Genomic DNA, 22,496 nt, shown 5'->3' on the forward strand with positions numbered 1-22,496 from the left:
ATCGCGACTGAAGTCGCTCCTACAACGGGCCGCTGATTCGGCGGCTTCGCAGGGGAAGCACTTCAGTACCGACTTTTCAGACGGCCACTCACGGCGTCGCGGGGGCGTCCGGCTGTAGTTCGGGCACCGCGGTGCGAAACGCCTCCAGCTCGGTGCAGGCGGCATGGATACGCTGCACGATGGGATAGGCGTCCAGCGGCAGCTTCCAGCGCTGCGCGTTGTAGATCTGCGGCACCAGGCAGATATCCGCCAGCCCCGGCGTGTCGCCGTGGCAGAACGCGCCGGTGGCCACGTTGTCGGCCAGCAGCGCCTCGATCGCCGCGAAACCCAGGCCCATCCAGTGCCGCGTCCAGTCGGCGCGCTGCGCCTCGGTGGCGCCGAACTGGGTCTCGAGCTGCTGCAGCACGCGCAGATTGCCCAGCGGGTGGATGTCGCAGGCGATGGTCTGCGCCAGCGCACGCACGCGTGCCCGGCCACGGGGATCGACCGGCAACAGCGGCGGCTCTGGATAGATCTCGTCCAGGTACTCGACGATCGCCAGCGACTGAGTGAACACGCGCTCGCCGTCCAGCAGCGCCGGCACGACTCCCTGGGGATTGAGGGCGCGATAGGCCGCACCGTGCTGTTCGCCGCCGTCACGCACGAGGTGGACCGGACGATTGTCCCAGCCGAGCCCCTTGAGCTCGAGCGCGATGCGCACGCGATAGGCCGCTGTGGAGCGCCAGTAGCCATACAGAGCGAGATCCGAAGCCATGCGTGCGTCCTCCGCGACCGGTCAGGGAATGGGCCGCAAGCATACCTGCGACCGGTTTGCATCGCCGCAGGGCGGCCGCGACAATGCGCGGCTGTGGTGCAATGAACCGTTGCACGATCGCCCGTTGCCTGCGCCACCTACGATCCCACCAGGAGTCCTGCCGTGTCCTTCCTCCGCATGAGCGACCTCGACCTGCGCGGCAAGCGCGTGCTGATCCGCGAAGACCTGAACGTGCCGATCGAGAACGGCCGCATTACTTCCACCCAGCGCCTGGACGCCTCGCTTCCCACCATCCGCGCCGCCCGCGACGCCGGTGCCAAGGTCATGGTGCTCTCGCACCTGGGGCGCCCGAAGGAAGGCCAGTTCGACGAGGACTCCTCGCTCGCTCCGGTGGCCGCTTGGCTGGGCGACAAGCTCGGCACGCCGGTGCGGCTGGTGCGCGACTATCTGGGCGGCGTCGAGGTAGCCGATGGCGAGGTGGTCGTGCTGGAGAACTGCCGCATGAACGTCGGCGAGGGCAAGGACGACGAGGCGCTGTCGAAGCAATACGCGGCGCTGTGCGACATCTTCGTCATGGACGCCTTCGGTACCGCGCACCGTGCGCAGGCCTCCACCCACGGCGTGATCCGCTTCGCCAAGGTCGCCGCCGCTGGCCCGCTGCTGGCCGCCGAGCTGGACGCCCTGGGCAAGGCGCTGGAGCACCCGGCCAAGCCGCTGTTGGCGATCGTCGCCGGCTCCAAGGTCTCCACCAAGCTGACCCTGCTGGAGAACCTGATCGGCAAGGTCGACCAGCTCATTGTCGGCGGCGGCATCGCCAATACCTTCATTGCGGCGGCCGGCCACCACGTAGGCAATTCGCTGTACGAGCGCGATCTGCTCGACGCAGCGAAAAAGGTGATCGCCGACGCCAAGCGCCGCGGCGCCGAAGTGCCAATGCCGGTGGACGTGGTGGTGGCGCCGGAGTTCTCCGCGCAGGCGCCTGCCACGGTGAAGCCGGTGGACCAGGTGAAGGACGGCGAGATGATCCTGGATATAGGGCCGGAGACGGCCAGGCGCTACGCCGAGCTGATCGCCAAGGCCGGCACCGTAGTGTGGAATGGCCCAGTGGGCGTGTTCGAATTCGACGCCTTCGGCAAGGGCACCGAGACGCTGGCGCGCGCCATCGCTGCCTCGAGCGCGTTCTCCATCGCCGGCGGCGGCGACACGCTGGCCGCGGTGGACAAGTACGGCATCGAGAAGGACGTGTCCTACATCTCCACCGGCGGCGGCGCCTTCCTGGAATTCCTGGAAGGCAAGGAGCTGCCGGCCGTGACCGCCCTCAAGGCGCGCGCCAACGGCTGACCCGCCCCGCCCCTGTAGGGAGCCCGCTCGCGGGCAATGCGTTTGGCTTTGATGCAGATTCAGAGCAACTGCATCGCCCGCGAGCGGGCTCCTACGGGTCAAACCGCGGCGCGCAGGATGCGGCGCACCGCCGCGATCACTCGCTCCACATCGCCGTCAGACAAACCGGGCGACAGCGGGAGGCTGACCGTCTGCCGCCCCAGTCGCATCGCGTGCGGCCACTGCTGTGGCGACCAGCCGTAGCGCCGCTGGTAGTAGGGGTGTTCGGGCACGGCCAGATAGTGCACTCCGGTACCGATACGCGCCGCGTTCATCGCATCCAGGAAGCCGTCCCGCGAGATGCCGCAGTAAGCCTCGTCGATCATCACGGTGTACAGGTGCAGGCCGTGCCGCGTGTCGGCTTCCGGCGCTGCGGGTAGGCCGATCGGCAGGTCGGCGAAGGCCTCGTCATAGCGCTGCCAGATCGCCTGCCTGCGTAGCCAGTGCGCCTCGACTTTGGCCAGTTGTGGCAGGCCGATCGCCGCCTGCAGGTCCATCATGTTGTATTTGAACCCGCACTCGAGCACTTGGTAGTGCTTGTAACCGGCATCGCCAAAGCGGTGCCAGGCGTCCTTGCTCATGCCGTGCAAAGCCAACATGCGCGCGCGCGCTATGCGCTCCTTGTCGCGGCCCAGGATCATGCCACCCTCGCCGGTCACCACGTTCTTGGTGACGTAGAAGCTGAAGCAGCCGAAATCGCCGAACGTCCCGGCCGGCTGGCCGCGGAAGGTGGTCTCGATCGCGTGCGCGCAATCCTCGATGACGATCAGATCGTGCCGCCGCGCGATGTCCATGATGCGATCCATGGCGCAGGGTCGACCGGCGAAGTGCACAGGCAGGATCGCTCGCGTGCGCGGGGTGATCGCCGCCTCGATGGCGGCCGGATCGATATTCTGGGTGACCGGATCGACATCCGCCAGCACCGGCGTGAGCCCGGCATGTTCGATCGCATTGACCGTGGCGCAGAACGTGAGCGGCGTGGTGATCACCTCCGCGTCCGGCTCGAGGCCGGCCGCCACCATGCTCACGTGCAGCGCCGCCGTGCAGGAATTCACCGCGGCAACGCGCGCAGCGCCGGCTTGCTTATAGGCGGCGAATGCCTCTTCGAAGCGCGCGACCCGCGGCCCCGTACCCAACCAGCCCGAACGCAGACAGGCCTCGACTTCGGCGATCTCTTCCTCACCGATGCTCGGTGCTCCGAAGATGATGAAACGGTCTTGTTCTTCCATGCGATACCCCAAAAAGATGTCGGGCCGCTGCGGCGGCCCGATCGACAACAAGTGGAGTCGAGCTCAGCCGACCACGCGCTTCACTGCGTCCACCACGTGGCTGACGGTGAAACCGAAGTGCTCGAACAACTGCGGCGCGGGGGCGGAGGCGCCGAAAGAATGCATGCCAACCACCTCGCCATCCAGACCCACATACTTGCGCCAGAAGTCGGCGGTGGCCGCCTCCACCGCCACGCGCGCGCGGCACCAGTCCGGCAGCACCGCCTCGCGGTAGGCCTGCGGCTGCGCGTCGAAAGCCTCGGCACACGGCATCGAGACCACGCGCACGGCGACGCCCTGCTGGGCCAGCGTGCGCATCGCCTCCATCGCCAGCTCCACCTCCGAACCGGTGGCGATCAGGATGCCCTGGAACTTGTTGTCGGCCGGATCGGACAGCACATAGCCGCCGCGGGCGATGTCGGCCACCTGCTCGGTCGAGCGCTGCTGATGCTTGAGGTTCTGACGCGAGAACACCAGGCAGGCGGGGTGGCCCTTGCGCTCGATCGCCACCTTCCATGACACCGCCGATTCCACCGCGTCACACGGACGCCACACCTGGTTGTTCGGGATGTAGCGCAGGCTGGCCAGGTGCTCCACCGGCTGGTGGGTGGGGCCGTCTTCGCCCAGGCCGATCGAGTCGTGGGTGTAGACGTGGATCGCGTGCGCCGGGATCAGAGCGCTCATGCGCACGGCGTTGCGCGCGTAGTCGGAGAACACCAGGAAGGTGGCGTCGTAGGGGATGAAGCCGCCGTGCAGCGCCACACCGTTGGCAATCGCGGTCATGCCGAACTCGCGCACGCCGTAGTAGACGTAGTTGCCCTTGCCGCCGGCGCTGTCGCCATTGCCGGCATCGAGGCTGCCCTTCCACTTGGTGAGGTTGGACCCGGCGAGGTCCGCCGAGCCGCCGATCAGCTCCGGCAGCAGCGGGCCGAAGGCATCGAGCGCCATCTGCGAGGCCTTGCGCGAGGCCACTTCCGGCCCTTCCAGTTGCAGCTTGGCGATGTACGCCTGCGACTTCTCGGCCCAGTCGGCCGGCAGTTCACCGCTGGAGCGGCGCTGGAACTCGGCGGCCAGTTCCGGATGTGCCTTGGCATAGGCCGCGAAGGTGTCGTTCCAGGCCTGCTCGGTGGCCGCGCCCTTGGCCTTGTGATCCCAGTCGGCGTAGATCTCGGCGGGAATCTCGAACGGGGGGTGGCGCCAGTCGAGCGCATCGCGCGCCCCGGCGATCTCGTCCTTGCCCAGCGGCGCACCGTGGCTTTCTTCCTTGCCCTGCTTGTGCGGGGCGCCGAAGCCGATGATGGTCTTGCAGCAGATCAGGGTCGGTTTGTCGGACTGCGCGGTGGCCTGCGCAATGGCCGCCTTCACCGCCTCGGCGTCATGGCCATCGACGTGGCGGATCACGTTCCAGCCGTAGGCTTCGAAGCGCGCCGGGGTGTCGTCGGTGAACCAGCCATGCACTTCGCCGTCGATCGAGATGCCGTTGTCGTCATACAGCGCGACCAGCTTGCCGAGCTTCCAGGTGCCGGCCAGCGAAGCCACTTCATGCGAGATGCCTTCCATCAGGCAGCCATCGCCGAGGAACACGTAGGTGTGGTGGTCGACCACGGCGTGACCCGGGCGGTTGAAGTGCGCCGCCAGCACCTTCTCCGCCAGCGCCATGCCCACCGCGTTAGCCAGGCCCTGGCCGAGCGGACCGGTGGTGGTTTCCACCCCGGGGGTCTCGCTCGCTTCGGGGTGGCCCGCCGTCTTCGAATGCAGCTGGCGGAACTTCTTCAGCTGCTCCATCGGCAGATCGAAGCCGGTCAGGTGCAGCAGCGCGTACTGCAGCATCGAGCCGTGACCGTTGGAGAGCACGAAGCGGTCGCGGTTGGCCCACTTCGGGTTGGCCGGATTGAAGTGCAGGAAATCGTTCCACAGCACTTCGGCGATGTCGGCCATGCCCATGGGCATGCCCGGGTGGCCGGACTTGGCCGCCTCCACGGCGTCCATGGCAAGGGCGCGCACGGCGTTGGCGAGTTCGCGGCGGGTGGTCATCGGCATCTCCGGAAGGGGCGTGAAAAATCGCTATTGTCGCCGATTCGCGGGAGGTACGTGCGCCGGCCGCGTGAAGTCCCTGCACTGCCGCGCTTTTCAAAGGGCGCGCCCGCGCCCGCGTAGTGGCCGCACGATTAATTGCCCCTTAACTTTTCCGACGCGAATACCGGAACGCTTCAGCCTCGCCTTCGTTCAATGGCGCCGCGCTCATCCCCAAGCGCGCCCTGCCACGCATGTCCTCACATGCTGGCCGGGCAAGACCATAAGAAGGAGACCACTCCATGAAACAGTCTTTGCTCGCCCTTGCCTTTGTTTCCGCCGGTGCCTGCGCGCTCCCGGCTTTCGCGCAGGATGCCGCAACCACGACAGATACTTCCGCGACTTCTGCGTCGGGCAACTACCAGCCCAATCAGCCGGTCGGCTCGGGCAACTGGTTCCTCAGTGGCAGCGTGGGCCAGTCGCACCTCTACAAGGGCCCGTACAACGACCATCCGACCACCTACGCCGTCAACGGCGGCTATCGCTGGAAGGTCGGCCAGGACATGGGCCTGGGTGTCGAGGTGGGCTACAACGACCTGGGCAACTTCAAGATCAAGAACGCCTTCAACAGCAACGACGTCAACCTGACCGACCAGCGCAACGCGCTGCGCGGCTGGACGGCCGGCGTGAACGGGCGCATCGATGTGTATCGCGGCCTGTACGTGAGCGGCCGGGCCGGTGTCTACGGCTGGAAGGGCCACGGCTACAGCAACCAGGACATCAATCGCCACGATCTGGACAAGGTCGACTACTACGCCGGTGCCGGCGTCGGTTACGACTTCAGCGACCACTTTGGCCTGGGCCTGTCCTACGACGTCTATCACGCCAAGAAGGACGGTATCAGCCTGAGCACCGACACGGCGTCGCTTACGGCCGAGTACCGCTTCTGAGGCATAGGGCGCCGCAGGTGCGACGCCCTTTCTTAACTCCGGATTAATACTGAACTCATTGGTATTGAATCTTTCCGGCTCCGCCTCATCTAAGTCCCGTGCGTTGCTTGGTGACGCACTCCCCGACGGTCAAGCGGCGATCCCCACGCCCTGGCCGCGAACAAAAATAAGGATCTCCCCGATGAAAAAGACTCTGCTCGCTTTCGCTCTCGTTTCCGCCGGCCTGGTCGCCGCCCCGGCCGCCTTTGCGCAGAACGCCCCGACGGACAACGGCGGCTGGTTCGTCAACGGCAACGTCGGTCGCACCTCGATCAACAAAGGTCCGTACGACGGACACGACACCGGGTACGCCCTCAACGGCGGTTATCGCTGGTCGGTGAATCCGAACGTGGCGCTGGGTGTGGAAGCCGGCTACAACGACCTGGGCAACATCCACGTCAAGAACGTCTTCAACAGCAATGACGTGGTCGACCACGGCAAGTCGCAGCTGCACGGTTGGACCGCCGGCGTGAATGGCCATTTCAACCTCGACCCGAACTGGTACATCAGCGCCCGCACCGGCCTGTACGCATGGAAGGGCCACGGTCTGAGCAATGACTCCAACCCGGTCCGCGAAGGTCTGGACAAGACCAGCTGGTACGCCGGCGCCGGTGTTGGCTACGACTTCAGCAACAACGTCAGCGTGGGCATCAACTACGACTACTTCGATGCCAAGAAGCACAACGTCGACCTGAGCACCGACATGGTCTCGGTCAGCGCCGAATACCGCTTCTGATCATCGCCATCGCGTGAAACGAAAACGGGCGCCCGAGGGCGCCCGTTTTTTTGGCCATTACGGTGAAGAGGCTTACTTGCCGGTCCAGCGACCCAGCGCGGCCTGGCCGTTTTCCTTGGCGCGCGCGGCAACGGTCTTCTGCGCGTCGGCGTAGTTCGCCTTCATGTCCTTGGCCCACAGCTTGAGTGCGGCCTGCTGCATGGCGCGGCCGTAGGAGAACGACAGCGGCCACGGATGCGGCCCGATGCGGTTCATCGCGTTGAGATGGGCGGTGGACTGCTCGTCGGTCTGGCCGCCGGAGAGGAACACGATGCCTGGCAGCGACGCCGGCACGGTGGACTTGAGCACGCGCACGGTGGCCTCGGCGACTTCTTCCACGTCGGCCTGCTCCTCGGCATCCTTTCCGGCGATTACCATGGAGACCTTCAGGATCGTGCCCTCGAGCATCACGTTCTGCTCGTACAGCGCGTTGAACAAGCTGCGCAGCACGGCCTCGTGCACTTCGTAGCTGACGTCGATCGAGTGGTCGCCGTCCATGATTACTTCCGGCTCGACCATCGGCACGATGCCCGCTTCCTGGCACAGCGCGGCGTAGCGCGCCAGCGCGTGGCAGTTCGCTTCGATGGCGGTGGAGCTGGGGTTGTCCTCGGAGATGTTGATCACCGCGCGCCACTTGGCGAACTGGGCGCCAAGCTTGGCGTATTCCTGCAGGCGCTCGCGCAGGCCATCCAGGCCCTCGGTAACCACGTCACCCGGGAAGCCGGCCAGCGGCACCGGACCCTTATCCACCTTGATGCCGGGGATGATGCCGAGCTTCTTCATCACCTGGGTGAACGGCACGCCGTCCTTGGTCGACTGGCGGATCGTCTCGTCGTAGAGGATCGCGCCGGAGATGTGCTCGTTCAGGCCTGGAGCGGTGAGCAGGAGCTCGCGATAGGCGCGGCGGTTCTCTTCGGTGTTCTCGATGCCGACGGCCTCAAACCGCTTCGCGATGGTCTTGGTCGACTCATCGATGGCGATGATGCCCTTGCCGGGCGCGACCATCGCCAGCGCGATGCTTTCCAGATCTTCGATGCTCATGACGACTCCGTGGGAACGACGGCGGCCGCTCGACCGCGCCAGATGGAAGCCGCCCCGGCGGGGGCGGCAAGGCTGAAAGCGGCGAATTATAGGCCAGATCGCCGGCGGGCACCGGCGGCCGTCCCGGGCGGAGTCAGCCGGCGTCGTAGCCGGGCAGGCGACAGGGCGCCATCAGCGCCTGCTGGCCGGCCTTGTCGCTGGGACCGTTGAACGGCACCACGTAGTAGGTGTCGATCGGCTCGCCGGCCCGATTGGTCAGCGACGGACCGTAGGTGAAGTTCTTCACCGCGCTCTCGGCGGCCTTGCCCAGATCGCTCTCGGGTACCGTCTTGACCGCCTTGACGTCACGCGGCAGGCCATCGGAACCCACCGTGTAGGTCACCGCCACGCAGCCGGGCTTGTAGATGTTGCGCCCGCTGTTGGGCACGTCCACGCCCACGTGCTGATTGAGCAGGATCCAGTAGGCGTTGAGCCGTTCCGGCGGCAACCGGCGGTTTTGCGCCATGGCCGGAAAGGCCGCCGCCAGGGCCAGCAGGCAGAGCGGCAGCTGCACGCGAAGCAGGGTGTTCATGGGAGGCCTCCGGAGATCGCGGGTGGGGACGCCAGTCTAGCGTCCCCGCGGCCTTGCGCATCACAGGTCGCGCAGGCTCTCCACGATGCCGTCGGCGCCAACCAGCAGCAGCTTGAGCGTGTTGGTGCCGCCGACGTGGCCGACGCGGTCGCCATAGGTGATGACCACGCGGTCGCCCTCGCCCAGCTTGCCCTGCTCGAACAGCAGGCGCACCGCGGCGCGGGTGGAGGCGGCCATGCTCTGCTGCTCGCCGTGGCTGAATTCCACCGGATGCACGTCGCGCAGCACCTGCATGCGTCGGCGCGCCTCGCCGAACGGCGACATGCCGTAGATCGGCACCGCGCTGCGGTAACGCGACAGCCACTGCGCGGTGGCGCCCGATTCGGTCAGCGCTACGATCGCTCGCACGCCAAGATGGCCGGCCAGCACCATCGCGGCCATGGCGATCGCCTGGTCGGCGCGGTCCAGCTGCAGCCCGGCGTCGAGCATGCGGTCGTCCTTGGGCTCGAACTGGCGCTCCGCCCCCAGGCAGATGCGGCACAGCGCCGCCACCGCCTTGTCCGGATGCGCACCGGCGGCCGACTCCTCCGACAGCATGACCGCGTCGGTGCCGTCGATGACGGCGTTAGCCACGTCCAGCACTTCGGCGCGGGTCGGGATCGGCGAGTGCACCATCGACTGCAGCATCTGCGTGGCGGTGATCACGGCGCGATTGCGCTGCACCGCCTCGCGGATGATCTTCTTCTGCAGACCCGGCAGCTCGGCGTCGCCGATCTCCACGCCCAGGTCGCCGCGCGCCACCATCACCACGTCGGACGCGTCGATGATCTCGCCCAGCACCGGGATGGCGTCGGCACGCTCGATCTTGGCGACCATGCCAGCATCACCGCCGGCTTCCTTCATGAGGCGGCGCGCGGTGTGCATGTCCGCCGCCGAGCGCACGAACGAGACGGCCAGGAAGTCGGCGCCGATCTCGGCAGCCAGCTTGATGTCGTTGCGATCCTTGTCAGACAGCGCATCGACCGAGAGCCCGCCACCCTGACGGTTCAGCCCCTTGCGGTTGGACAGCTTGCCGCCGATGGTCACGCGGCAATGGATCTGGGCGCCGTCGATCGACACCACCTCCATCGCGACCAGGCCGTCGTCGAACAGCAGCACGTCGCCCGGCTGCACGTCATTGGGCAGGTTGAGATAGCTCACGCCGACGCGGGTCGCATCGCCCTCCGGCGCATCGGCGCGGCAGTCCAGCGTGAACGCGTCGCCCGGCTCCAGCATCACCGGACCATTGGCGAACTTCTCCACGCGAATCTTCGGACCCTGCAGGTCGGCCAGGATGCCGACCTCCACGCCGACCTTGGCCGCGGCCTCACGCACCGCGTTGGCGCGGGCGCGGTGGTCGTCGGGTGCGCCGTGCGAAAGGTTGAGCCGAGCCACGTTCACGCCCTGGGCGATGATCTTCTCGAGCATGCCCGGCGCGTCGGTGGCGGGGCCGAGGGTGGCGACGATCTTGGTACGGCGAAGAGGAGTCTGGGTCATCGTGCAAACCTAGCAGAAGCGGGGCGTCGAGCCATACTGCATTCGATTTCAATACGCGGCCGAACGGACGTCCAAATCAATTGCCGAGCAGCTCGTTGAGCACTGCGGCCAGCCGCACCCCACCCTGCTGCAGCCGGGTGCGCACCACCGGCCACGCGACCGCCTGGTAACGCGCCGACCAGCCGGCCTGGTTGCGCCCGTCCAGGTGCGCGTAGGCCACGTCACGGGCCAGGCGGTGCGACTCCATCGCCCATGCGACCGTCTGGGTAGATAACTGCGGCAGCGCGCCGATGGCCGACCATGCGGCGCGGTCGGCCGGGCGGATCGAGGCGTCCAGCTGCATCGCGTCGGCCTGCACCTGGGCGTGGTCGAAGGTGTAGTTCGGGCCGGGCACCAGATTCAGGGCCTGGCGCAATACGCCGCCGTCCCACATCGCGTGCAGGTTCGTGCCGCGCCCGAAGAACTGCAGCTGCACGGTGTTGCCCCCCTTGTCGTCATCGTCTTCGGCATGCAGCGGCTGGTGCACGTCGCCCACGAAGTGCACCACCCACTTCAGCGCCTCCAGCCGCACGGCGAGGGAGGCGGAGCGGTCCGCCAGCACCTGGCTGAAGTGGCTGATCTGCGCCACGACGCAGTTGTCGCGCGCGCAGTCGCGGGCCGGCACATAGGCGTCTGCCTGCAGCGGAATGTCCACGTAATGCCAGCCACCGGTGCGGGGGCGCTCCTTGCGGTTGCCGTCGGCCCAGGAGGAGATCTGGTCCAGCCGGCTCAGCCCCTCGAGTCCGAGCAGCGCCTGCACCTGCGCCGCGGCGCGCGCGTCCAGATGCTGCTGGGCAATGTCGGCCACGATGGCGTGGCCCTCCGGCCCCCAGGCTTGGGCGAGCGGCGAGGCCAGTGCGAACGCGCCGGCGCAGAGGACGGAAGCAAGTCGGGGAAGGCGCAAAGACATGAAGGGCAACTTGTGCGTTGGGGAGGGCTCGGAAGTCTGCCACAGGCCGGTGACAGCCCTGCGGCGGCGTACCCGGGTCCACCCCCGTCAGGGCCCTGCTAGAATTACGCGCTAGTTTCCACAATCCACGCCAGACGCAGGAGTCGAGGCAATGACGATCAAGGTGGGCATCAACGGCTTCGGCCGCATCGGGCGCAACGTGCTGCGTGCAGCCGTGCAGAACTTCAACGACGACATCGAGATCGTCGCCATCAACGATCTGCTCGAGCCCGATTACCTCGCCTACATGCTGCAGTACGACTCCGTGCACGGCCGCTTCAAGGGCACCGTGGCGGTCGAGGGCAACACCCTGGTCGTCAACGGCAAGAAGATCCGCCTCACCGCCGAGCGCGACCCGGCCGCGCTGAAGTGGGACGAGGTTGGCGCCGAGGTGGTGATCGAGTCCACCGGCATCTTCCTGACCAAGGAAGGCGCGCAGAAGCATCTGGATGCCGGCGCCAAGAAGGTGATCCTGTCCGCCCCGTCCAAGGACGACACGCCGATGTTCGTCTACGGCGTCAACGACAAGAGCTACAAGGGCGAGGCGATCATCTCCAACGCCTCGTGCACTACCAACTGCCTGGCGCCGCTGGCCAAGGTGCTCAACGACAAGTGGGGCATCAAGCGCGGCCTGATGACGACCGTGCACGCCACCACCGCCACGCAGAAAACCGTCGACGGCCCGTCCAACAAGGACTGGCGCGGCGGCCGCGGCATCCTGGAAAACATCATTCCCTCCTCCACCGGCGCGGCGAAGGCCGTGGGCGTGGTGATTCCCGAGCTCAACAAGAAGCTCACCGGCATGAGCTTCCGCGTGCCGACCTCGGACGTCTCGGTGGTCGACCTGACCTGCGAGCTGGAAAAGCCCGCCACCTACGCCGAGATCTGCGCCGAGATGAAGGCGCAGAGCGAGGGCGCGCTCAAGGGCATCCTGGGCTACACCGAGGACAAGGTGGTCGCCACCGACTTTCGCGGTGACGCGCGCACGTCGATCTTCGACGCCGAGGCCGGCATCGCGCTGGACTCCACCTTCGTCAAGCTCGTCTCGTGGTACGACAACGAGTGGGGCTACTCGAACAAGTGCCTGGAAATGGTGCGGGTGGTGGCGAAGTAAGCCACGCCCGAAGCTACGAAAAAGGCGCCCCTCGGGGCGCCTTTTTTGTTGGATCGCCGCACTCAGCGCAGGCTGGCCAGCGCCGCGTCGTAGTCCGGCTCCTGGGTGATTTCCGGCACCAGCTCGGCGTGCTTCACGTGATCGTGCTCGTCCAGCACCACCACCGCGCGCGCCGCCAGCCCGGCCAGCGGACCGCTGGCCAGCGCCACGCCGTAGTGCTTGAGGAAATCCGCGCCGCGCAGGGTCGACAGCGTTACCACGTTGTCCAGGCCCTCGGCGCCGCAGAAGCGCGCCTGCGCGAACGGCAGGTCGGCCGAGATGCACAGCACCACCGTGTTGGCCAGCCCGGCGGCGTCCTGATTGAAATGGCGCACCGAGGCGGCGCACACCGGCGTGTCCACGCTGGGGAAGATGTTCAGGATCTTGCGCTTGCCGGTGAAGTCGGCGAGCGAGACGTCGGCCAGGTCCTTGGCCACCAGGCGGAAGCCGGCCGCCTTGTCGCCTGCGGCGGGAAAATCGCCGAGCACTTCGACCGGATGGCCCTTGAGCGTAACGTTGTGCGACATGAGCTGCCTCGTGCGGAAAAGTCGGGAGCGCCATCGTAGAGGGTCGGCCGCTCCCGTGTCGCGCCTTCAGTGCTCGCCGAGCAACTCGCGGATCACCCGCTCGGCCAGCTGTTCGGGCGCTTCCTCGCCGCCATGCAGATGCACTTCCGGCACCTCGGGCGCCTCGTAGGGCGAGTCGATGCCAGTGAAGTTCTTGATGCCGCCGGCGCGCGCCTTGGCGTACAGCCCCTTCACGTCGCGCGCCTCACACACCGCCAGCGGCGTGTCGACGAAGACCTCGTGGAACTCGCCCGGCGCGAACAGCTCGCGCGCCATGCGGCGCTCCTCGCGGAACGGGCTGATGAAGGACACCAACACGATCAGCCCGGCGTCGACCATCAGTTTGGCCACCTCGGCCACACGGCGGATGTTCTCCACGCGATCCTCGTCGGTGAAGCCCAGGTCGCGGTTGAGGCCGTGGCGCACGTTGTCGCCGTCCAGCAGATAGGTGTGCCGGCCCAGCGCGAACAACCGCTTCTCCACCAGGTTGGCTACGGTGGACTTGCCCGAACCGGATAGGCCGGTGAACCAGAGGCAGGCCGGTGACTGACCCTTGATCCGCGCCCGTGCCGCACGGTCGATGTCCATGTGCTGCCAGTGAATGTTGTCGGCTCGGCGCAGGGCGAAGTCCAGCGTGCCGGCACCGACCGTGGCGTTGGTCTGCCGATCGATCAGGATGAACGCACCGAGCTCGCGGCAGTTCGCGTAGGACTCGAATGCGATCGGCTGGTCCAGGCCGAGGTTGCAGTAGCCCACCTCGTTGAGCTCCAGCCGCTTGGCGGCCAGCTCTTCCTGGGTGTTCACGTCGATCTTGTGTTTGATCTCGGTGACCTGGGCGCCCACGGTGCGCGCGCCAAGCTTCAGCCAGTAGCCGCGGCCGGGCAGCAGCGCCGACTCGTCCATCCACAGCAGGTGCGCGGCGAACTGGTCGGCCACCTGCGGCGGGTTGTGCGCAGCGGCGATCACGTCGCCGCGGCTGATGTCGCGCTCGTCTTCCAGCGTCAGCGAAATCGCGTCACCGACGTTCGCCTGCTTGCGGTCGCCATCGGCGGTGACGATGCGCGCCACGCGCGAGCGCGCGCCACCGGGAAGGATGACCACCTCATCACCCGGGGCGATCGACCCGGCCACCACTGGCCCGGCGTAGCCGCGGAAGTTCTGGTCCGGGCGACACACCCACTGCACCGGCAGGCGGAAGCCCAGCGTCTGTGCCGGCGGCTCGATCGCGACCGTCTCCAGGTGCTCGAGCAGGCTCGGCCCGTCGCACCACGGCATCGTGGCAGCGCGCGTGCTGACGTTCTCGCCGCGCAGCGCCGACACCGGGATCGCGGTGACCTGAGCGATGCCCATGCTCTGCGCGAGCACTGCGTAGTCGGCCTCGATGGCGCGGAACGTCGCCTCGTCGTAGCCGACCAGGTCCATCTTGTTCACCGCCAGCAGCACGTGGCGAATGCCCAGCAGCGCGGCAATGTAGGTGTGCCGCCGAGTCTGCGTGAGCAGGCCCTTGCGCGCGTCGACCAGCACCACCGCAAGATCCGCCGTACTCGCCCCGGTGGCCATGTTGCGGGTGTACTGCTCGTGGCCTGGGCAGTCGGCGACGATGAACTTGCGCCGCTCGGTGGTGAAGAAGCGGTACGCCACGTCGATGGTGATGCCTTGCTCGCGCTCGGCCGACAAGCCATCGACCAGCAGCGCGAAATCCAGCTCGCCGTTCTGCGTGCCATGCCGCCGCGAATCGCCCTCCAGCGCCGCGAGCTGGTCATCGAACAGCAGCTTGGTGTCGTACAGCAGGCGACCCAGCAGCGTGCTCTTGCCGTCGTCCACGCTGCCGCAGGTGATGAAGCGCAGCAGATCCTTCGATTCGTGGCGGGCGAGGTAGTCGTCCACCGAGAGGTTCGGTTCGCGGCCCATCAGAAGTACCCCTCCTGCTTTTTCTTTTCCATCGAGGCGGACGGATCGTGATCGATCGCCCGTCCCTGCCGCTCGGAGGTGCGTGCGATGAGCATCTCCTGGATCACCTTGGGCAGATCGTCGGCCTCCGATTCGATCGCGCCGGTGAGCGGATAACAGCCCAGCGTGCGGAAGCGCACCTTGCGCATCTGCGGCTGCTCCCCTGGCTCAAGCGGCAGGCGCTCGTCGTCGACCATCAGCAGCATGCCCTCGCGCTCGACCACCGGGCGCGGCGCGGCGAAGTACAGCGACGGCACTTCGATCGCCTCGCGGTAGATGTAGAGCCAGATGTCCAGCTCGGTCCAGTTGGACAGCGGGAACACGCGCACGCTCTCGCCCTTGGCGATGCGACCGTTGTAGAGGTTCCACAGCTCGGGCCGCTGGCGCTTGGGATCCCAGCGATGCTGGGCGGTGCGGAAGGAAAACACGCGCTCCTTGGCACGCGACTTTTCCTCGTCGCGGCGCGCGCCACCGATGGCGGCATCGAAACCGTGCGCGTCCAGCGCCTGCTTCAGTGCCTGGGTCTTCATGATGTCCGTGTGCACGGTGGCGCCGTGGGTGAACGGGCCAACGCCCTGGCGCACGCCTTCCTGATTGATGTGCACGATCAACTTGGCGCCCACCTCGGCCGCGCGGCGGTCGCGGAAAGCGATCATCTCGCGGAATTTCCAGGTGGTATCGACGTGCAGCAGCGGGATCGGCGGGGGCGCCGGATAAAAGGCCTTCTGCAACAGATGCAGCAGCACCGAGGAATCCTTGCCGACCGAATACATCATCACCGGATGGCGGAACTCGGCCGCCACCTCACGCAGGATGTGGATGCTCTCGGCCTCCAATCGCTTGAGGTGGGAGACGTGGGCGGGCGAAGCGAGGGGCGTCATGGGCGATCCGGTCATATGACCGCCGATTCTAGCCAGCCACGCCCGACGGCGTGATAACGAGTCGTCCTGTCCATATGCGGCCGGCGCATCGCGGGCCTGCGGCTTTCGCAGATCGCGCGGGCGCAAGCACGCCCGGCCGAGCGGCGCAGTGGCAGCCGCCGCCGCGCCGGGATCTGCAGGGTGCGGCCAGACGTGGCCGCCCGACTCACGCCTTCAGCGGCGCGATCACCTGCTCGATGGCGCCGAAAATCGAGTGCCCGGCCACATCGGTGACCTCGATGCGCACGGTGTCCTCGTACTTCAGGAACGGCGTGGCCGGCTTGCCGTCGCGCAGGGTCTCCACCGTGCGCTGCTCGGCCAGGCAGGACGCACCCAGCGAGGTGTCGTGGTTGGCGATGGTGCCGGAGCCAACCAGGGTGCCGGCGGTGAGCGGGCGCGTCTTGGCGGCGTGCGCCACCAGCTGGGCGAAGTTGAACTGCATGTCCACGCCGCACTCGGCCTGGCCGAACCACTGGCCGTTGATCCAGGTACGCATCGGCAGGTGCAGCTTGGTGTCCTGCCATGCGTCGCCCAGCTCGTCCGGCGTCACCAGCACCGGCGACAGCGCCGAGCGCGGCTTGGACTGCAGAAAGCCGAAACCCTTGGCCAGCTCACCGGGGATCAACCCGCGCAGGCTGACGTCGTTGACCAGGCCGATCAGCTGAATGTGCTCCGCGGCCTGCGCGGGCGTCACCGCCATCGGCACGTCGCCGGTCACCACCAGTACTTCGGCCTCCAGGTCGATGCCGTAGTCCTCGCTGGGAACGACGACCGGATCGCGCGGCCCCAGGAAACCGGCGCTGGTGGCCTGATACATCAGCGGGTCGGTGTAGAAGCTCTCCGGCACCTCGGCGCCACGCGCCTTGCGCACGCGCTCCACGTGCGGCAGGTAGGCCGATCCGTCGACGAACTCGTAGGCGCGCGGCAGTGGCGCGGCCAGCGCGTTGAGGTCCAGCGCGAAGCGACCTTGCGCCGTGCCCGCGTTCACCTCGTCGTACAGCGCGTTGAGACGCGGCGCGGCGTTGTGCCAGTCGTCCAGCGCCGCCTGCAGCGTGGGAGCGATGGCGGTGGCGCGCGCGGCGTGAGTGAGATCGCGGCTGACCACGATCAGCGTGCCATCACGGCCGCCTTCCTTGAGACTGCCCAGTTTCATTGCTTGGATTCTCCTGCCCAGCGGCCTCAGCCGCAGCCTTCAACGTAATCAATTTGCGGCGTCACGCCGACGCGCCAGCGCGTCACCTTACCGGTAGCGTCGGTTTCGAACACCAGCGCACTCTTGTCATCGGGTGAGGCGACACGCAGGTACTGCGCACCGGCCACGTACTTGTGCGGTGTGGCCTGCACGCGATCGCCGTACCGCGCACGGATGCCAGCCACGTCCATGCCGACCTTGCCACCGCCGGGCGCCGCCTCTTTCGCCGTGCCGACGTCATAGCGGGCGAAGCGCCCCTGCTCGAACAGGAAGCCGAAATCGCGCGGTTGCTTCACCCACACCGGGCGCAGCACGGAACAGCCGCCGGCCGCATCCACGGTGCCGGCCAGATCGCCTTGCCAGGCGCGCCGGAAGGCGGCCTCGTCCATGCCGAAGCGCATATCGCCATAGCCGTCGAAGCGGGGCAGGCCTTCGCTGGACTGGCCATTCTCCGCCGCACTTTCGGTAGAACGCGCGGCGGGTGCTGCCATGGCCGTGGTCGACGGCGCGGGCGCGCTTGCGGCAGCGGACGGTGTTCGCTCCGCGTCCGCTCCGGACTGCCCGCTGCAGCCAGCAAGCGTCGCCGCCAGCAGCGCGATCGGCCTCGCGGCTTTCATGCCTGCTCCGATTTGAAGTGCTTCGCGATGCCCTGCCAGCAGGTGTAGTAGTCGTCCTGCAACCCCGGCGCCGACAGCGCCTGCGCCGTCGGGCGGATCACCTTGCGGGTCTCGAACATGAAAGCCATGGTGCCGGTGAGGTGGTCCGGCTGGCTCACGTCGGCGGCGCTGGCTTTCTCGAAGCTGGCCGCATCCGGGCCGTGGCCACTCATGCAGTTGTGCAGGCTCATGCCGCCCGGCGCGAAGCCGCCGGCCTTGGCGTCGTAGGCACCTTCGATCAAGCCCATGAACTCGCTCGCCACGTTGCGGTGGAAGTACGGCGGACGGAACGTGTGCTCGGCCACCAGCCAGCGCGGCGGGAAGATCACGAAATCCATGTTGGCCGTGCCGGCTGTGTCGCTGGGCGAGGTGAGCACGGTGAAGATCGACGGGTCCGGATGGTCCACGCTGATCGAGCCGACCGTATTGAAGCGGGTGAGGTCGTACTTGTACGGCGCGTAGTTGCCGTGCCATGCGACCACGTCCAGCGGCGAGTGGCCGATTTCGGCCTGCCACAGCGCACCCTGAAATTTCGCGACGAGCTTGAAGTCCCCCTCGAGGTCTTCGTAAGCCGCCACCGGCGCCAGGAAGTCGCGCGGCAGCGCCATCGAGTTGGCGCCGATCGGCCCCAGATCCGGCAGCCGCAGCAGCGCGCCGAAGTTCTCCGCCACGTAGCCGCGCGCCTCGCCGTCCAGCAGCTCGACGCGGAAGCGCACGCCGCGCGGACTCACCGCGATCTCCAGCGGAGCCACGTCCAGCACGCCAAATTCGGTGGCCAGCCGCAGCCGACCGAGTTGCGGCACGATCAGCAGCTCGCCGTCGGCGTCGTAGAAGAACCGGCCCTGCATCGAGCGGTTCGCAGCGTAGACGTGCATGCCCACACCGCCCTGCTCCGCAGCGCCGCCGTTGCCAGCAACGGTGACCAGGCCGTCCAGGAAATCGGTGGGCGCCTGCGGCATCGGCCACGGATCCCAGCGCAGCTGGTTGGGCGTGGCCGGCGCCTCGTCGAAGCGATTGTGGAACGTGGCATGGGCGAGCGGCGCGAACGGCTTGTGCATCGCCGCGGGGCGGATGCGGTAGAGCCAGCTGCGCCGGTTCTCGCGCCGCGGCGCGGTGAACGCGGTGCCGGAGAGCTGCTCGGCGTAGAGACCGTGCGCCAGGCGCTGCGGCGAGTTCTGCCCGGTGGGCAGCACGCCGGCCAGTGCCTCGGTGGCGAACTCGTTGCCGAAACCCGACTGGTAACCGTTGCCCGCCATCGTCGCCATGTGGAGATGCCCTTATTTAGAGTACGCCGCGCTTCATCTGGTCCCGCTCGATCGACTCGAACAACGCCTGGAAGTTGCCCTCGCCAAAGCCCTCGTTGCCCTTGCGCTGGATGATCTCGAAGAAGATCGGGCCAACGCAATTCTGGGTGAAGATCTGCAGCAGCTTGCGCTGCTTGGTCTCCATGTCGGCGTCGATCAGGATCTTGTTCTTGCGCAGGCGCGGCACGTCCTCGCCATGGTTCGGCACGCGCATGTCGATCACGTCGAAATAGGTGTCCGGGGTATCGAGGAACTCCACGCCAGCAGCACGCATTTTCTCGACCGTGCTGTAGATGTCGTCGGTGAAGCAGGCGATGTGCTGGATGCCCTCGCCCTGGTACGCGTCGAGGTACTCGTTGATCTGGCTCTTCGGGTCGTTGGACTCGTTGAGCGGGATGCGCACGATGCCGTCCGGCGCAGTCATCGCCTTGGACACCAGGCCGGTCTTGGCGCCCTTGATGTCGAAGTAGCGGATCTCGCGGAAGTTGAACAGGCGCTCGTAGTAATCCGACCACTTCTGCATGTTGCCGAAGTAGAGGTTGTGCGTGAGGTGGTCGATGAAGGTCAGCCCGAAGCCGGCCGGCTTCTGCTCGGCACCCGGGATCGGCTCGTAGTCGCCGTCGTAGATGCTGCCGGCCGCGCCGTAGCGGTCCACCAGGTACAGCATGCAGTCGCCGATGCCCTTGACCACGGGCGCGTTCACCGCGCGGGTGTCGGCCTTGTGCTCCACCGCTTCGCCGCCGTTGCCGAGCACGGTGGCCAGCACCTCGTCGCCGGACTTCTTGAAGCGGATCGCGAAGCCGCAGGCGCTGGGGCCGTGCTGGGCGGCGAAATCGGCGGCAAAGGAATCGGGCTCTTCGTTGAGCAGGAAGTTCACCCCGTTCTGGCGGTAGACGGTGATCGCACGGCGCTTGTGGCGCAGCACCGCGGTGAAGCCCATGCGCTTGAACAGGTCGTGCATTGCGGCGGCCTGATCGGCCGGTGCGGCGAACTCGACGAACTCGAAGCCGTCGATGCCCATCGGGTTCTCGAACGTGGTGACCTGCATGCCGAGGTTGGGCTGGGCGACGTTGGGTTGGGCGGTCATGGCGCTCTCCTGCGTTGGCTGCGCTAATGTCACGGATGCGGCCCGCGCCAGCATCACCTGCCGGCGGCGGAAGCCGCATGAGCCCACCGTTATAGTTACATGTGTAACCAATTGCAAGGAGCGTCGCCGCAGTGCCCACCCCCCGTAAAGCCACGCCGCCTGGTGTCCAGCACGCCCCGCTTGAGCTGGAGCACTTCCTGCCCTACCGGCTCTCGATCCTCTCCAACACGATCAGCCAGGGCATCGCCAACGACTACCAGAAGCGCTACGACCTGAGCATGACCGAGTGGCGCGTGATGGCCGTGCTGGCGCGCTACGAGGGCTTGTCCGCGCGCCAGGTGGCCGACCGCACGGCGATGGACAAGGTCGCCGTGAGCCGCGCCCTGGCGCGACTGGTCGAGGCGGGCCGGGTCAGCCGGCACATGGACGACAACGACAAGCGCCGCTCGGTGCTCGACCTCACCGAGGAAGGCTGGGCCATTCACGAGGTGGTGGCGCCGATGGCGCGCGCGCGCGAGCAGGAGGTGCTGCAGAAGCTCAGCGAGGAGGAGCGCCATTGGCTGGGACGGATCCTCGACAAGCTGCAGGACCGCGCCACCGCCTGAGGCACGTGCGGCCCGCTCGCCTCACTTCACCCCGTGCATCAACCGCGCGATCAACGGCGCCGCCAGGAACAGCAACGCCCCAGGGATCACCAGCAGCCAGAAACTGAAGGTGAAGCCGCCCAGCGCCGAGGCCACGGTCATCCCGCTCTCGCCGCTGACGTGGCCGGCGAAGATGCCTGACAGGTTGTTGCCGATGCCGGTGGAGAGGAACCAGCCGCCCATCGCGAAACCCACCATGCGCGCCGGCGCCAGCTTGGTGGTCATCGACAGGCCGATCGGCGACAGGCACAGCTCGCCGATCACCTGCATCACGTACACCAGCACCAGCGGCCAGAACGGGATGTGGCCGGTGCCGTCGACCAGTTGCGACAGCGCAAACATCAGCACCACGAAGGCCAGCGCATTGAACAGCAGCCCCAGGCCGAACTTGCGCGGGATCGACGGCTCGGCGCCACGCGCATCCATCCAGCCCCAGGTGATCGACACCAGCGGTGCCAGCAGCACGATCGCCAGCGGCGCGACCGACTGGAACCAGCCAACCGGGAACACCCAGCCGCCGAACATCTCCCGGTCCACCAGGTTCTGCGCCAGGAAGTTGAACGAGCTGCCGGCCTGTTCGTAGAACATCCAGAACAATACGTTGAAGGCGAAGATCAGCAGCATCGCGATCACCCGGTCACGCTGCACGCGTCCGGCACGGATGCCTTCCACCAGCAGCATCAGCGACAGCGCCACGAACATCGCGCTGAGCAGCCACTGCAGGGCGATCGCACCGGCCTTGGCCATCAGCAGGTAGACCAACGGAATCGCCAGCACGCAGCCGATTGCCACATACGCTACGCGCACCAGCGACGCCTGCTCCGGTGCCGGCCGGCCGACACCCTTGAGCTGGCGCCGTCCCCAGGCAAACCACGCCAGGCTCACCAGCATGCCCAAGCCCGCGGCCAGGAACACCGCCTTGTAGTTCTGCTGCAGCGGCGTGCCGCTGAGGTAACTGGCCAGCCAGCCGGTGAGCAGCGGCGCCACCAGCGCACCGCCGTTGATGCCCATGTAGAACAGCGTGAAGCCGCGGTCGCGGCGCGGATCGCCCTGCCCATACAGCTGCCCGACCATCGAGGAGATGTTCGGTTTGAACAGGCCGTTGCCGACGATCACCGTGGACAGCCCGAGCAGGAACACGTCCTGGTTCGGCCACATGATCAGGAACAGGCCGCTGGCCATCACCACCGCGCCGAGCAGGATCGAGCGCTGGTAGCCGATCACCTTGTCCGCCACGTAGCCGCCGAACACCGCCGCCGCATAGACCAGTGCCAGATACGCGCCGTAGGTGCGGCTGGCATACGCCTGGCCCGCCGGATCGCCGCCGAAGAACTGCGCCACGATGTACAGCGTGAGCGCCCAACGCATGCCGTAGAAGGCAAAGCGCTCCCAGAACTCGGTCATGAACAGCATCCACAGCGGACGCGGATGGCCCAGCGTCTGCGGGAAGTCCGGCGCGTTCGGTGCCGTCGCGGCTTGATCGGTCATGCAGCCCCCTGATTCGCAAAATATTGCGAAACCGTAGCTGGTCGGGATGGCGAATGCACCCCAGATGCCCGAAAACCCGGACGCAGCAGAAGATGAGGACTCCAGCGCCTGCCCGGCGCCCCTTGCCGGCCATGTAGGAGCGCACCCTGTGCGCGACGTGCTCTTGGCTTCGATGTCGATCAGGAGCAAGAGCATTCGCGCACAGAGCCTGCCCCGGACTC

The 22,496-nt window shown here is 67.1% G+C and carries 20 protein-coding genes; 5 read left to right on the top strand and 15 right to left on the bottom strand.

The annotated features are described in order from the left end of the window. Positions 1–88 precede the first annotated feature (88 nt). The gene (maiA, locus tag ACTHJF_RS17110; protein WP_440258573.1) at positions 89–754 is read right to left on the bottom strand and encodes a maleylacetoacetate isomerase; all 666 of its coding nucleotides are present in this window, start codon (positions 752–754) and stop codon (positions 89–91) included. Positions 755–916: 162 nt separating this feature from the next. Between maiA and ACTHJF_RS17115 the strand changes: the two genes are divergently transcribed. Then, complete coding sequence (locus ACTHJF_RS17115) at positions 917–2,095, top strand: phosphoglycerate kinase (RefSeq protein WP_440268182.1); 1,179 nt, start codon at positions 917–919, stop codon at positions 2,093–2,095. Positions 2,096–2,193: 98 nt separating this feature from the next. On the opposite strand, the gene ACTHJF_RS17120 is transcribed toward ACTHJF_RS17115, so the two are convergent. Both ACTHJF_RS17120 and tkt read right to left on the bottom strand, forming a co-directional pair. Next, a complete protein-coding gene (locus tag ACTHJF_RS17120) occupies positions 2,194–3,411 on the bottom strand; it encodes a DegT/DnrJ/EryC1/StrS family aminotransferase (protein ID WP_440268183.1) in 1,218 nt (405 codons plus the stop codon). A gap of 15 nt (positions 3,412–3,426) precedes the next feature. Beyond that, positions 3,427–5,436, bottom strand: coding sequence for a transketolase (gene tkt, locus ACTHJF_RS17125; protein ID WP_440268184.1), 2,010 nt, complete (start codon positions 5,434–5,436; stop codon positions 3,427–3,429). Between the two features lie 281 nt (positions 5,437–5,717). On the opposite strand from tkt, the gene ACTHJF_RS17130 reads away from it, so the two are divergent. Both ACTHJF_RS17130 and ACTHJF_RS17135 read left to right on the top strand, forming a co-directional pair. Next, a complete protein-coding gene (locus ACTHJF_RS17130) occupies positions 5,718–6,365 on the top strand; it encodes an outer membrane beta-barrel protein (RefSeq protein ID WP_440268185.1) in 648 nt (215 codons plus the stop codon). Positions 6,366–6,546: 181 nt separating this feature from the next. Next, positions 6,547–7,140: an outer membrane protein gene (locus ACTHJF_RS17135; protein WP_440268186.1), complete on the top strand. Its 594-nt coding sequence runs from the start codon at positions 6,547–6,549 to the stop codon at positions 7,138–7,140. 72 nt (positions 7,141–7,212) lie between these two features. Here ACTHJF_RS17135 and ACTHJF_RS17140 read toward each other — a convergent pair whose 3' ends face one another. The 4 genes from ACTHJF_RS17140 to ACTHJF_RS17155 form a co-directional block, all read right to left on the bottom strand. Then, on the bottom strand, positions 7,213–8,220 hold the full coding sequence (locus ACTHJF_RS17140) for a class I fructose-bisphosphate aldolase (RefSeq protein ID WP_440268187.1): 1,008 nt from the start codon (positions 8,218–8,220) through the stop codon (positions 7,213–7,215). A 133-nt stretch (positions 8,221–8,353) separates the two neighbouring features. Then, on the bottom strand, positions 8,354–8,791 hold the full coding sequence (locus ACTHJF_RS17145) for an energy transducer TonB (RefSeq protein ID WP_440260210.1): 438 nt from the start codon (positions 8,789–8,791) through the stop codon (positions 8,354–8,356). Between the two features lie 60 nt (positions 8,792–8,851). Then, complete coding sequence (gene pyk / locus ACTHJF_RS17150; RefSeq protein WP_431635784.1) at positions 8,852–10,327, bottom strand: pyruvate kinase; 1,476 nt, start codon at positions 10,325–10,327, stop codon at positions 8,852–8,854. A 76-nt stretch (positions 10,328–10,403) separates the two neighbouring features. Next, positions 10,404–11,276, bottom strand: coding sequence for a S1/P1 nuclease (locus ACTHJF_RS17155; RefSeq protein WP_440268188.1), 873 nt, complete (start codon positions 11,274–11,276; stop codon positions 10,404–10,406). Positions 11,277–11,427: 151 nt separating this feature from the next. On the opposite strand from ACTHJF_RS17155, the gene gap reads away from it, so the two are divergent. After that, a complete protein-coding gene (gene gap / locus ACTHJF_RS17160; RefSeq protein ID WP_440268189.1) occupies positions 11,428–12,429 on the top strand; it encodes a type I glyceraldehyde-3-phosphate dehydrogenase in 1,002 nt (333 codons plus the stop codon). 62 nt (positions 12,430–12,491) lie between these two features. Here the strand turns inward: gap and tpx are convergent, their stop codons facing one another. The 7 genes from tpx to hppD form a co-directional block, all read right to left on the bottom strand. Continuing rightward, a complete protein-coding gene (gene tpx / locus ACTHJF_RS17165) occupies positions 12,492–12,995 on the bottom strand; it encodes a thiol peroxidase (protein WP_440268190.1) in 504 nt (167 codons plus the stop codon). A gap of 66 nt (positions 12,996–13,061) precedes the next feature. Continuing rightward, the gene (cysN, locus tag ACTHJF_RS17170) at positions 13,062–14,945 is read right to left on the bottom strand and encodes a sulfate adenylyltransferase subunit CysN (RefSeq protein ID WP_440268191.1); all 1,884 of its coding nucleotides are present in this window, start codon (positions 14,943–14,945) and stop codon (positions 13,062–13,064) included. Then, positions 14,945–15,865: a sulfate adenylyltransferase subunit CysD gene (gene cysD / locus ACTHJF_RS17175; RefSeq protein WP_440258560.1), complete on the bottom strand. Its 921-nt coding sequence runs from the start codon at positions 15,863–15,865 to the stop codon at positions 14,945–14,947. The genes cysN and cysD overlap by 1 nt, the downstream gene beginning before the upstream one ends. A gap of 205 nt (positions 15,866–16,070) precedes the next feature. Further along, positions 16,071–17,057, bottom strand: a complete 987-nt coding sequence (locus ACTHJF_RS17180) for a fumarylacetoacetate hydrolase family protein (RefSeq protein ID WP_440268192.1) — start codon at positions 17,055–17,057, stop codon at positions 16,071–16,073. Positions 17,058–17,083: 26 nt separating this feature from the next. Then, positions 17,084–17,587 carry a lectin gene (locus ACTHJF_RS17185; RefSeq protein ID WP_440268193.1) on the bottom strand — a complete coding sequence of 168 codons (504 nt, stop codon included), beginning with the start codon at positions 17,585–17,587 and terminating at the stop codon, positions 17,084–17,086. A gap of 122 nt (positions 17,588–17,709) precedes the next feature. Beyond that, the gene (hmgA, locus tag ACTHJF_RS17190; RefSeq protein WP_440268194.1) at positions 17,710–19,017 is read right to left on the bottom strand and encodes a homogentisate 1,2-dioxygenase; all 1,308 of its coding nucleotides are present in this window, start codon (positions 19,015–19,017) and stop codon (positions 17,710–17,712) included. Between the two features lie 16 nt (positions 19,018–19,033). Then, the gene (gene hppD, locus ACTHJF_RS17195) at positions 19,034–20,143 is read right to left on the bottom strand and encodes a 4-hydroxyphenylpyruvate dioxygenase (RefSeq protein ID WP_440268195.1); all 1,110 of its coding nucleotides are present in this window, start codon (positions 20,141–20,143) and stop codon (positions 19,034–19,036) included. Between the two features lie 131 nt (positions 20,144–20,274). On the opposite strand from hppD, the gene ACTHJF_RS17200 reads away from it, so the two are divergent. Beyond that, positions 20,275–20,748, top strand: coding sequence for a MarR family winged helix-turn-helix transcriptional regulator (locus tag ACTHJF_RS17200; RefSeq protein ID WP_431635773.1), 474 nt, complete (start codon positions 20,275–20,277; stop codon positions 20,746–20,748). 21 nt (positions 20,749–20,769) lie between these two features. Here ACTHJF_RS17200 and ACTHJF_RS17205 read toward each other — a convergent pair whose 3' ends face one another. Further along, the gene (locus ACTHJF_RS17205) at positions 20,770–22,275 is read right to left on the bottom strand and encodes a peptide MFS transporter (protein WP_440268196.1); all 1,506 of its coding nucleotides are present in this window, start codon (positions 22,273–22,275) and stop codon (positions 20,770–20,772) included. Positions 22,276–22,496 lie beyond the last annotated feature (221 nt).

The sequence above is a fragment of the Dyella sp. genome (assembly GCF_051962475.1).
GTDB lineage: Bacteria > Pseudomonadota > Gammaproteobacteria > Xanthomonadales > Rhodanobacteraceae > Dyella_A.